Origin of the sequence: Stenotrophomonas pavanii (assembly GCF_900101175.1) — a bacterium.
Classification (GTDB): Bacteria; Pseudomonadota; Gammaproteobacteria; order Xanthomonadales; family Xanthomonadaceae; genus Stenotrophomonas; species Stenotrophomonas pavanii.
On record NZ_FNFQ01000003.1, the window covers coordinates 112,948 to 124,766 of the forward strand.

Here is an 11,819-nt window from a genome sequence, read left to right on the forward strand (position 1 = left end):
CTCATGGCTTACGTGGATGCTTACGTGCTGCCGTGCCCACAGGACAAGGTGGCGGCTTACCGTCGCCTTGCCCGCAAGGCCGGCGCGGTGTGGAAGGACCATGGCGCGCTGCAGTACATGGAATGCGTGGCTGACGATGTGGAACCGGGCAAGCGCACCTCGTTCCCGCGCGCGGTCAAGGCAAAGCCCGGCGAAACGGTGATCGTTGCGTTCGTGGTGTTCCGTTCGCGCGCGGCACGCGACCGCATCAATGCCAGGGTGATGGCCGACCCGCGGCTGGCGTCGCTCGGCCCGAAGGACATGCCGTTCGATACCAAACGCATGTTCTGGGGCGGCTTCAAGCCCATCGTCGAAGCGTGAGCCATGGCGCTTGTGCGGGACGGGCGTGCGTGCTGTGATCGGCGCATGCTCGATCCCGCACTGACGCAGCGTCTGGAAACCCTCTGGCGGATGGAGTCGCCAGTGTTGATCGCGCGCCTGGCGCGGCTGCTCGGCGGCGATGTCGGCCGTGCCGAGGAGCTCGCCCAGGACACCTGGCTGGCCGCGCTGGAGCGCTGGCCAGAGCAGGGCATCCCGGACAACCCCGGAGCCTGGCTGATGACCACTGCGCGCAACCGTGCCATCGATGTGCTGCGCCAGCACCAGCGGGTGGCGCAGCAGCATGCGCAGTGGGGCGAGGAACTGCATCCGGCGGCACTGCCGGCGCCGGATGACAGCCAGGCACTGGAGGACGACCTGGGCGATGACCTGCTGCGGCTGATGTTCGTGGCCTGCCATCCGGTGCTGCCGGCCGATGCGCGGGTGGCACTGACCCTGCGCCTGCTCGGTGGCCTGACCACCGTCGAGATCGCGCGTGCGTTCCTGCAGCCGGAGCCGACCATCGCCCAGCGCATCGTGCGCGCAAAACGCACGCTGGCGCAGAAGCAGGTGCCCTATGAAGTGCCGCGCGCAGACGCGATGCCAGAGCGGTTGGCCTCGGTGCTGGAGGCGGTCTACCTGGTGTTCAACGAAGGCTATGCGGCCAGCGCCGGTGACGACTGGATGCGTCCGGCGTTGTGCGAGGAGGCGCTGCGGCTGGCGCGCATCCTGGCCCATCGCCTGCCGGTGCCGCCGGTACTGGGCCTGCTGGCGCTGATGGAACTGCAGGCCTCGCGCGCGGCGGCACGCGTGGATGCACAGGGCACGCCGGTGCTGCTGGACCAGCAGAACCGCGCGCGCTGGGACTGGTTGCAGATCGAACGCGGCCAGCAGGCGCTGGCGCGCGCGCTGGCGGCCGGTGGTGGCGACGATCCCTACGTCCTGCAGGCGCGCATCGCCGCCTGCCATGCGGTTGCGCGGCGCGCCGACGCTACCGACTGGCCGCGTATCGCCGCGCTCTATGCACAGCTGCTGCAGGTGCAACCTTCGCCGGTGGTGGCATTGAACCGGGTGGTGGCGATCCTGCGCAGCGAAGGCCCGTTCGCCGCGTGGGCGCAGCTGCAACCCCTGCTGGTCGACGCGCGCCTGCGCGACTATGCGCCGCTGCAGGTGGTTCGTGGCGAGCTGTTGCAGGCACTGGGGCGTGAGCAGGATGCGCGTGACGCTTTTGCCGCGGCCGCCGAACTCAGCCAGAACCGCGCCGAGCGCGGACTGTTGCGGCGACGGGCGGGACTACCGCCCACGGACTGAGCCGACAAGGACAGCACTTGTCGCCGGGCGCCTGAGCGGCTATGTTTCGCGCCCAGCGGACGCATCAGCGTCCGCATTCCATGCGTATTGACCGAGGAGCGGTTGGATGTATTCAAGGACGAAGAGCGCATCGCGCGCTTTTGCGCGCCTGCTTGCCTGTGCCCTGTGCCTGGCCGTATGGCCGATGGCCGTGCAGGCCGCCGACAAATCACAGCAGGCTTACTGGGCCGGGTTTGCCTACACCGCCGACGCCGCTGCCGTGCAGGCGACCACGCCGCATGCGCACGCCGTGCTGGAAAAGCGTGGCTTGATCCCGCTCAACCAGGCGCTGGCACAGTCGCTCAAGCGCCGAGCCCCGGCCCACCTGGAGCTGATCGACCAGCCGGTGGCGATGCTGGACGGCACCACCAGCGCGACCGTGCTGGCCGCCGCGCTGGACCGCGAACTGGTGTCGGTCGAGCCGATCGGCGACCAGTACAAGGTGCTGGTGGAAGTGGCGCTGCAGGCGCTGTTCTTCGACTTCCGCGAGCGCCAGGTGATTGCCTCCTATCCGCTCACCCTGCAGCGCATCGACGTGCAGGACTACCGTCCTGACAACGATGATATCGACGCGATCGTCGCCGATCTGCTGTACGGCAGCGCCGAGACCAGCCTGTCGCAGGTACTCGCGGCGAGCCTGGCACAGGCCCGGCTGCCCGACGCCGCCGTGCGCCGCCTGCAGGTGGGCGGGGTGACCCTGTCCGATGCGGTGCGCGCCAAGCTGCCCGACCCGAAATGGGAAGCGACGCTGCGCGCGACGCTGGCGCACGAGTTGTCCAAGACGCTGTCGTCCAACACCGGCGTCGGCCTGCTGCCACCGGCCTCGGGCCAGGCGATCGGCGGTGCGATGGCCGCCCGCTTTGCCGATGGCAAGGTCTACCAGCTGAAGATTCCCGAACCCGACTACGTCATCACCCTGCAGGTCGACGCGCTGAAGAACGGCGTGATCCAGGAAACCCCGGCGATGAAGACGATGCTGTTCGGTGCGTTCTTCACCGCCAAGGTGACCGAGCCGTTCTCGGGCAAGGTCTATTTCGAACAGCCGCTGCGCAAGGGGGCCACCAAGGTGGTGCCGGTCACGCAGTGGCAGGTTGACCAGTGGTCGGCCAGCTACGAAACCCTGCTGGCCGGGCTCGACGCCTTCGCCGGCGCCGCTGCCAGGCGCGCCGATTCGCGCGCGTGGCTGGACGAACAGAAGCCGGGCGGCCGCCCGTTGCAGCAGCAGACCCAAGCCCTCCAGGAGTTGATCAAGTCATGTCGTTGATGCGTACCATCCTGCTCATCCTCATCGCGCTGGTGGTGGCCTCGCCGGTCGCTGCACAGACCGCCAGCTCGCGCGGCACCGGCTCGGCCAGCTACGGCCTGCGCCTGAGCGCCGATACCCGCGCCCAGGCCCTGAACAAGGCCAAGGTCAACGCACTGGAGGCATACATCGCCGAAACCGGTGCGGCCAAGCTGCGCCTGTTCGAAGCCCGCCGCGCCGAGTTCATCGGCGAGATCGACCGCTACGTGCTCAGCGCCGTGCAGCTGTCGGACACCGAAGACAAGAAGGCCAAGACCTACACCGTCACCGTCCGCGCCGAGATCAACACCACCCTGCTGCAGACCAAGCTGGATGCGGGTTCGGCCGTGGCCGGCGCCACCGCCGCACAGCGCTCGCTGCTGACCTTCCTGTTCATGGCGCGCTCGCAGGACACCGTGCAGTCGTTCCAGGACAAGGAATACCGCCGCGTCGACGCCAGCAGCAGCTACAGCGAGAACACCCGCGAAGGCGACAGCTTCCGCGGCAACTCGGTCAGCACCAACGGCAGCATCAACCAGAACGGTTCGGTGTCGGTCACCAGCGGCGGCAGCACCACCGCGCGCGCCGACAACATCACCTGGAAGGTGGCCAACGCCGCCGAAGTCAACACCGCGATGACCGGTGCCTTCAGTGCTGCCGGCTACGAAGTGGTGGAAGCGGAGTACGTGGAAGGCGAGTCGCGCGGCCTGCTCAGCATCGAGCGCATCCGCAAGGACTTCAGCACCGGCAACGACCTGGCCCCGGCCACCCTGCGTGACACCGCCAACGGCATCCGCGCGGCCAACATCCCCTACATCGCCGTCGGCACGCTCGACGTCGGCATGCGCGACCGCGATCCGGCCAGTGGCAACACTCGCGTGTTCGTCACCGTCACCGGCAAGGTGCTGGATGTGACCGGCCGCTTCCCGCGCACCGTGTCGTCGGTGGGCCCGGTGCAGTTCTCCGGTACCGGCCCGAACGAAACCGTGGCCCGTACCAATGCCCTGCAGCTGGCTGCCGAAAAGGCGGCCCAGCAGATGATCAACGAACTGAACGTCAAGGCGGTCCGCTGATCCGCCGCCCCCGGCAGGTGCCGAGCTCGCTCGGCGTCGCCCCGGGGTTCACCGATTCCCCGCGTGCCGCACCGCGGCCGTCTCTCCCAAAGGACATCCTCATGATCCGCAATACCGCTCTCGTCGTGGCCATCGCCGCCGCTACCCTGTCGATGCCGGCGCACGCCGGCCTGGGCAAGCTGAAGGACCTGGCCGGTGCCGCCACCGGTTCCTCCACCAGCAGCGCCTCCAGCGCCGCCGCTCCGGACGAAGCCGCGCAGGAAGCGCTGGTGCGCCGTTTCGTCAGCTCGCAGTCGCACTCGCTGCAGGCCCAGACCTCGTTCGCCCGCGCCTTCGGCCTGGCCGAGCAGGTGCAGCTGCTGGAAGCCGAGCGCCAGGCGCTGTCGTCGGGTTCGGTCAGCGTCGATGCGATGAAGAAGTCGGTGTCGGTCAGTGAAGCCGCCCAGGCCGCGATCAACGAGCGCCAGGCCGCGCAGCCGGAACTGAACGCTGAATCCAAGCAGCACTACGCCGAAGGCCTGGTCTCGCTGCTGGCGTCGGCCGCCGAAGCGCAGAAGCTCGGTGGCGAGGCGAGCAACTTCACTGCCGGCATGAAGAACCTGGGCGCAACCCAGATGGCGACCGTTGGCCGCAAGCTGGCGGCAGGTGCCTGGGTTGCCAAGGAATCGCCGGGCTTCATCCAGGGCCTGTACGGCTCGACCAAGTCGGCCGTGACCTTCGCCAAGAAGAGCAAGGTGAAGGTGCCGTCGAACGCCGATTCGATGCTCGACTCGATCTGATCCGAGGTTCAACCCCATGCGTACGACCTCCCGCCTGATCGGCCTGGGCCTGGCCACGGTGCTGCTTGCAGCCTGTGGCAAGCAGGACACCCCGGCCGCCGATGCGCCCGCACCCGCCAAGGAAAGGGCAACCAGTGCACTGGCCAGCAATGCGCCAGTGGAAGCAGCGCCCCTGCGAGGCACGCCGGATTTCGGCGGCACCACCCAGGTCGCGCGCGAGGCCGACGGTATCGGCAGCACCCCGGAACTGGCGGTGCTGGCGGCACTGCAGTCGGCGGTGGCGCAGGTCAACGGCGTACGCGTGGCCAGCCAGATGCAGAGCCTGCGTGCAGGCCTGCATGTGGACGTGGATGACGAACACGTCGGCGATATCCGCGCCGACGCGTTCACCCAGCAGATGATCGCCGGCTCGCAGGGCGCAGTGCTGGGCTATGAAATCCTGTCGCAGGACGAAGTGCGGCAGCTGGATGAAGAAACCATCGCCCGCGTGCGCGCCAGCGACGAAGGCTGGAGCTTCAAGGGTTCGGCCTCTGCCAGCGCGTCCGGCGAGGCCACGGCCAAGGGCGGCGGTGCCTCGGCCAGCGTCAAGGAGAGCTACGACGAGAAGGTCAGCGTCGATGCCCAGCGTGGCGCACGCTCGTTCGATTCGGACGTGACCCACCGCAGCATGCGCAGCTACTGGAAGGTGCGCGTGCGTGCACAGATTGCCCAGTACCGCGCACCGGACGAGCAGGGCAAGCCGAAGATCGTGGTCGCGCTGCCGCGCACCAGGGCCGGCAGCTATGCCGTGGGCGATGGCCGCGTGAGTGCCGATGAAGTGGCCGACGCGATCCGCGCGCGCCTGTCCGACACGCTGACCCAGACCCAGCGCTTCATCGTGCTGGACCGCGAGTTCGGCGACGAACTGCAGGCCGAGATCGACCACATCAACAGTGGCAACGTGCGTTTGCAGGACACGGCCCGCGTCGGCCAGCAGCTGGCGACCGACCTGATCCTGATCCCGACCATCGAACGCTTCGAATACCCGCGCAGCGTGCGCAACCTGCGCATGTCCGACCGCCAGGTGACCTCGTATTCCGGTGGCGGCCGCATCACCCTGCGCCTGATCAACGCCACCACCGGCCAGGTGGTGTTGTCCGACAGCTTCGACCACCAGCTGGCCTCGACCGGCCCCAGCACCCTGCCGCGCGTGGTCAACGGCCGCAACATGGCTGCGGCGATGATGGAGTCGTTGTCCGGCCAGATCGGTACCACCATCGTCACCACGCTGTTCCCGGTATCGGTGGTATCGGTGGACGGTGACCAGGTGGTGCTGAGCCAGGGCGGCGAGACCCTGCAGGCCGGCCAGCGCTGGCAGGCCGTGCGCCTGGGCGAGGAACTGAAGGACCCGCAGACCGGCCGCTCGCTGGGCCGCAGCGAACACCCGTGCTGCACCATCCGCATCGACCGCGTGGCTGCACAGACCTCGTACGGCACCCTCGAAGACGGCGTCGACGCGATGCGCGGCGGTTTCCGTCCGGGCCAGATCGAACTGCGCCAGAAGCTGGGCAGCAAGCCCGCTGCCGCCGCCAGCGCGACCGCTTCGGCGGCCCCGGCTGCCGCCGCCCGCCCGGCCGCCAAGCCGAAGCCCAAGCCTGCTGCCGCCCCGGCCGAAGACCCGAACTGGTAACACCAAGCAACACACAGATGGGGTCAGAGCCCTTTCCCGCCGGGAAAGGGATCTGACCCCCTCGTGTTTTCGTCCGTGTCGACCCGCGTCGACAGCCAGCAACAGCGGCGGGACCGACCGGCCATCCCACGGAATGCCGGTGTTACTTCGGCTGTTGCCCCCGACGTTGCCGGCCAGCGGCCGGCACTACCGCAGGTGCAGGGCGCAGCCCTGCCGAATCCCATTACACTCCAGAAGGATTTTCCTGCTGGAGAGAGCAATGAAACGAGCGGTACTGGGCGTGCTGGCCCTGTCGGTGTCGAGCGCACTGATGGCGGCCACCCCGAAATTCGATGGCGCGCGGATCTCCGCCGACGTCAAGGAACTGGCCTCCGATGCCTACGAAGGCCGCTCGCCGGCCACCGCTGGCGAAGCGAAGACCATCGCCTATCTCAGCAAGCAGTTCGCCGATGCCGGGCTGCAGCCGGGCGGCGACCTGAAGGACGGCAAGCGCCTGTGGACCCAGGCCGTACCGCTGCGCAAGGGCGACATCGTCGGCACGCCGCAGCTGGCGCTGCACCAGGGCGGAAAGACCGTTGCACTGGAGCAGGGCAAGCAGATCGCCGTGCGCGCGGCCATGAACGGCGCCAGCAGCGTCGACATCAGCAAGGCCCCGCTGGTGTTCCTCGGCTACGGCGTGAAGGCACCGGAGCGCAACTGGGACGACTTCAAGGGCGTGGACCTGAAGGGCAAGATCGCCGTGGTGCTGATCAACGACCCGGACTTCGAAACCGGCCAGGGTGATTTCGACGGCAAGGGCATGACCTATTACGGCCGTTGGACCTACAAGTACGAAGAAGGCGCCCGCCAGGGGGCGCTGGGCGTGCTGATCGTGCACGAGACCGCACCGGCGTCGTACGGCTGGGCCACCGTGGCCGGTTCCAACACCAACACCATGTTCGACGTGGTGCGTGACAACCCGGCAGAAAGCCACCCGCTGCTGGAAGGCTGGATCCAGCGCGACCTTGCCGTGGAGCTGTTCCGCTCGGCCGGGCAGGACTTCGAGGCACTGAAGAAGAAGGCGCAGCAGCGCGACTTCACCCCGGTGCCGCTGACCGGCGCCAGCCTGGACGCGACGTACGCGGTGAAGACCGAAGTGATCACCTCGCACAACGTGGCCGCGCGCCTGGAAGGCAGCCGCCATCCCGACGAGACCATCATCTACAGCGCGCACTGGGACCACATCGGCGTGGGTGAGCCGGATGCACGGGGTGACCGCATCTTCAACGGCGCGCTGGACAACGCCAGCGGCACCGCCTCGCTGGTCGAGCTGGCCCGTGGCTTCGCCAAGGAGAAGCGCCCGCAGCGCTCGCTGCTGTTCCTGGCGGTCACCGCCGAGGAAAAGGGCCTGCTGGGTTCGGAGTACTACGCCACCCATCCGCTGTACCCGCTGGAAAAGACCGTGGCGGTGATCAACATGGACGGCATGGCGCCGTTCGGCCCGTCGCGTGACTTCGGCATCTACGGTGCCGCGCGCTTCGAGCTGCTGGACCAGCTGAAGGACGTGGCCAAGGGCTGGGACATCCGCTACACGCCGGACCCGAAGCCGGAAGCGGGCCTGTTCTTCCGCTCCGACCACTTCCCGTTCGCCAAGCGTGGCGTGCCGGCGCTGTCCTGGTCGGCCGGCCAGGACTGGGTGGACGGTGGCGTGGCCGCAGGCAAGAAGGCCTCCGAGGACTACACCGCCAAGCGCTATCACCAGCAGGGCGACGAATGGCAGCCGGACTGGGTGTTCGCCGGTGCCGCCCGCGACCTGGAAGTGCTGTACACGCTGGGCAACCAGCTGGCCAATTCCCGCGATTGGCCGAACTGGAGCAAGGACGAGGCGTTCCGCGCCGTGCGTGACGCCAGCGCCGGCCAGCGCAAATAACGGCGTCCGGTAGTGCCGGCCGCTGGCCGGCATTGCCGCCCCCGGAACGCCGGGCCGTGCCCGGCGTTTCCATAACGGCTTCCATCCCCACTTTCCCGGCCTTCGTCGCAGGCCGCTTGTTTGCCCGGCCGGCCGCCCTATGCTCGGCTCACCCTCTTCCTCCAAGGCGCCGCCGTGTTCGCCAGCCTTTCACTCCTGTTCCGTCACCTGCTGGCCTGGGCTGCGGCGCTTTTCGTCGCGGGCATGGTCTGGAGCGGCATCTTCAGTGGCATGAACGATGGCCCGGGCTGGATCTTCGGGCTGCTGGCGATGTTCCTGATCATTTCCGCGCTCGGCAGTGCCATCACCCACATCCGCCGGGTCTGGCTGGTGGCCGGTCGCCTGGATGCCACCACCCTGTCCGGCCGCCAGCGCCGCCAGATCGAACTGCCGATGGACGCCGGCCACGCCTTCTCGGTGGTGGAGGCGGCGATCTCCGAACTGCCCCGCGTGGAAGACGTGGAAAGTTCGGCCGGCAGCCTGCAGGTGCGTGCCTATGTCCGCCGGGTCGACCTCTGGAACGGTCGCCAGCCCTCGCGCTGGAACCTGCCGGCGCGGCTGGCGATCAAGCGCAACAGCGTGCTGGCCACGGTGACACCGGGGCAGGGCACCAGCACCGTGACCCTGCTGTTCGAACCCGACGCGGGTTGGTGGGCCGACCTGCTGGCGCTGGATGAAGGCAGCAACTACGAGAATGCCGAAGCGGTCACCCGTGCGATCAGCCGCCGCGTCGGTGACCAGCGCCGCGACGAGCAGGCCGCGGCCGAACAGACGCAGGTGGAAAAGGAACTGTCCGTGGCGCGGCTGAACCTGCTGCACGCGCAGGTGGAACCGCACTTCCTGTACAACACGCTGGCCAACGCGCAGGTCCTGACCCGCACCGATCCGGCGCGTGCCGAGCAGATGCTCGGCCACCTGATCCAGTACCTGCGCAGCTCGCTGCCGCAGGTGGACGAGTCGGTATCCACGCTGGGCGTGGAGCTGGAACGCACCCGCGCCTACCTGGAGATCCTGCGCATCCGCATGGGGGCACGCCTGGCGGTGGAAGTGCAGGTGCCCAACGAACTGCACAGCGTCCACCTGCCGGCGATGGCGCTGCAGACACTGGTGGAGAACGCGATCAAGCACGGCCTGGAACCCAAGCCCGGCGGCGGTACGATCTGGATCCTGGCGCGCGGCTTCGACGACCACGTGACCGTGACCGTGGCCGACGATGGCCTCGGCTTCGGCCACGGTACCAGCGGTACCGGCATCGGCCTGAAGAACCTGCGCGAGCGCCTGCGCCTGACCTGCGGCGAGCAGGCCGGCGTGGCGATCGTGGCCAACTTCCCCAGCGGCGTGGCCGCGACCATGACCCTGCCGCAGTCGCCCAAGGAGCGCAGCCATGCCGCTTGAAGCCCTGATCGCCGAAGACGAAGAGCTGCTGCGGCAGTCACTGGTGGAGCAGCTGGGCCGGCTGTGGCCGGAGCTGAAGCTGGTGGCCGAGTGCGAGGACGGCGCCAGCGCGCTGGAGCAGTTGGCCGAGAAACAGCCGGACATCGCCTTCCTCGACATCCGCATGCCCGGCATCAGTGGCATCGAGGTGGCACGTTCGCTGTCCGAGCTGAGCCCGCGCACCCAGGTGGTGTTTGTCACCGCGTACGACCAGTACGCCATCGACGCGTTCGAGCAGGGCGCGATGGATTACCTGTTGAAGCCGGTCAGCGACGAACGCCTGTTGGCGACCCGCGAGCGCATCCTGTCGCGGCTGCCGTCGACGCGGCAGGACGATGCCGTGCTCGAGCGCCTGCTGCAGCGGTTGGGCACCCCGCAGGGCGCGGCGGAGCGCCCGCCGCTGGCCTGGATCACCGCCAGCAACGGGCGCGAGACGCAGCTGATCATGCTCGAGGACGTGGCCTACTTCCGCGCCGACAACAAGTACACCACCGTGGTCACCGCCGCTGGCGAGAGCCTGTTGCGCACGCCGTTGCGCGAGCTGCTGGAAGTGCTCGATGCGCAGCATTTCCGCCAGATCCACCGTTCGACCATCGTCAACATGAAGGCGGTGGCGGCGGTCAGCCGCGACGATACCGGGCGCGGCGTACTGCGCCTGCGCGGGCGCACGGAGACGCTGGTGGTCAGCCAGCCGTTCATGAGCCTGTTCCGCGGCATGTAGCCGCACCGTCACTGCCCCTGCACCGAGGAGCGAACATGTCCCGTCTACTGATTGCGTGCGTGGCCGTGCTGGCACTGGCCGGCTGCGAAAAATCCCGCAACACCTCGATCACCCGGACCCAGGCCAACGGCGTGGATACGCTGTACAGCAAGAGCACGGTGGTCGAGGGCGAAGCCCGCTTCCAGTGCATCGCCAGCAGCAGTGGCGCCTGTCACTACCTGCTGCTTGATCCGGCCTGCAGCCCCGATGCCGCGTGTACCACGCCGCCGCTGCGCCGGTTCACTGTTGCAGTGGGCAAGACCGAGGCCATGCGTGACCTGCCCGACGGCTTCCGCCAGTGCGTCAGCCAGGACCCGATGGAACACTGCCACCATGAGTGATCACGGTGGCAGTGTGGATCCCCCCGCTACCCTGACGGGTCAGTAGGCAGGCTGCAGCGTCAGCTCGTGATGGTGCTCGGTTTCGCCGACGTGGTTCAGGCGCCCGACCAGTTCCGAGTGCTGCTTCATCCGCCCGATCTCGGTCATGATGCGGATGTCCTCGTGGCGCAGTTCGCGCTTGGCGGTGACCGCCTGCTTGTAGTCCAGCACTTCCGGGTAGTGCTCGGCCAGGTCCAGCGCCTCGGCCACGTGCTCGACGCTGTCGGCCTTGGAACTGATGCGCGCGCGGCTGTTGAAGGCCTTCATCCAGCGCTCGAAGCCGGCCTGCTGATCGAACATGTTGGCCATGAACCAGATCACGAACAGGATCGAGACCCAGGAGCCGAAGACGATCACCACGCGGGTGAAGGTGATATGGAAATCGTCGCGCCACAGGTAGTTGGCGATCAGGCCGAGGATCAGCAGCGAGGCCGCCTGCCAGCCAACGATCGACGCGATCAGCCACTGGCACTTCGCCTGGGCCAGCACCGCCACTTCATCGCGGATCTGCTGCTCGCTCAGGTTGCGCCAGTGCGCCACCTGTTTGTCGAACGGGCTGCTGTAGAGCTCGTTGTCGCGAAGCAGAATTCCCAAACCCTTGAACAAAGCAATCATGGCTGGCTCCTTGTGGAACGTGCGTCGATCAGCATTGGACGGTGTGGCAGGTCCAGTTCTAGCACTTCCAGCGGGCCGTGCAACGGGGGCAATGCCAAGCGGCGCAAGGGTTTGCCCGGCGGGGGTGAAAATTGATGCATTGCATCATTGCAGTCGCAGCCTGCGACAGGAT

Annotated in this window: 11 protein-coding genes; 10 read left to right on the top strand and 1 reads right to left on the bottom strand. The window is 67.9% G+C overall.

The window, feature by feature from the left end; all coding sequences use genetic code 11:
* The first annotated feature begins 3 nt into the window (after positions 1 to 3).
* The 10 genes from BLS66_RS06740 (at position 4) to BLS66_RS06785 (ending at position 10,993) form a co-directional block, all read left to right on the top strand.
* Positions 4 to 360: a DUF1428 domain-containing protein gene (locus BLS66_RS06740; protein WP_053462048.1), complete on the top strand. Its 357-nt coding sequence runs from the start codon at positions 4 to 6 to the stop codon at positions 358 to 360.
* Between the two features lie 45 nt (positions 361 to 405).
* Entirely contained in the window at positions 406 to 1,668 is a 1,263-nt protein-coding gene (locus tag BLS66_RS06745; RefSeq protein ID WP_049464583.1) for an RNA polymerase sigma factor, read from the top strand.
* Between the two features lie 106 nt (positions 1,669 to 1,774).
* A complete protein-coding gene (locus tag BLS66_RS06750; RefSeq protein ID WP_053462049.1) occupies positions 1,775 to 2,971 on the top strand; it encodes a hypothetical protein in 1,197 nt (398 codons plus the stop codon).
* Complete coding sequence (locus BLS66_RS06755) at positions 2,962 to 4,062, top strand: hypothetical protein (protein ID WP_049464579.1); 1,101 nt, start codon at positions 2,962 to 2,964, stop codon at positions 4,060 to 4,062. Before BLS66_RS06750 ends, BLS66_RS06755 begins: the two co-directional genes overlap by 10 nt.
* 101 nt (positions 4,063 to 4,163) lie before the next feature.
* Positions 4,164 to 4,841 (top strand): hypothetical protein, encoded by a 678-nt coding sequence (locus BLS66_RS06760; protein WP_049464577.1) that lies wholly within the window; start codon positions 4,164 to 4,166, stop codon positions 4,839 to 4,841.
* Positions 4,842 to 4,857: 16 nt separating this feature from the next.
* A complete protein-coding gene (locus tag BLS66_RS06765) occupies positions 4,858 to 6,510 on the top strand; it encodes a CsgG/HfaB family protein (RefSeq protein ID WP_074725492.1) in 1,653 nt (550 codons plus the stop codon).
* A 259-nt stretch (positions 6,511 to 6,769) separates the two neighbouring features.
* Positions 6,770 to 8,419, top strand: coding sequence for a M28 family metallopeptidase (locus BLS66_RS06770; RefSeq protein WP_053462051.1), 1,650 nt, complete (start codon positions 6,770 to 6,772; stop codon positions 8,417 to 8,419).
* A gap of 174 nt (positions 8,420 to 8,593) precedes the next feature.
* Positions 8,594 to 9,853 (top strand): sensor histidine kinase, encoded by a 1,260-nt coding sequence (locus BLS66_RS06775; protein ID WP_049439164.1) that lies wholly within the window; start codon positions 8,594 to 8,596, stop codon positions 9,851 to 9,853.
* The gene (locus BLS66_RS06780) at positions 9,843 to 10,613 is read left to right on the top strand and encodes a LytR/AlgR family response regulator transcription factor (protein WP_049464569.1); all 771 of its coding nucleotides are present in this window, start codon (positions 9,843 to 9,845) and stop codon (positions 10,611 to 10,613) included. The genes BLS66_RS06775 and BLS66_RS06780 overlap by 11 nt, the downstream gene beginning before the upstream one ends.
* A 35-nt stretch (positions 10,614 to 10,648) precedes the next feature.
* Positions 10,649 to 10,993, top strand: coding sequence for a hypothetical protein (locus tag BLS66_RS06785; protein WP_074725493.1), 345 nt, complete (start codon positions 10,649 to 10,651; stop codon positions 10,991 to 10,993).
* A 39-nt stretch (positions 10,994 to 11,032) separates the two neighbouring features.
* Here BLS66_RS06785 and BLS66_RS06790 read toward each other — a convergent pair whose 3' ends face one another.
* Positions 11,033 to 11,647: a hypothetical protein gene (locus tag BLS66_RS06790; RefSeq protein WP_049464567.1), complete on the bottom strand. Its 615-nt coding sequence runs from the start codon at positions 11,645 to 11,647 to the stop codon at positions 11,033 to 11,035.
* Between the last annotated feature and the right edge of the window lie 172 nt (positions 11,648 to 11,819).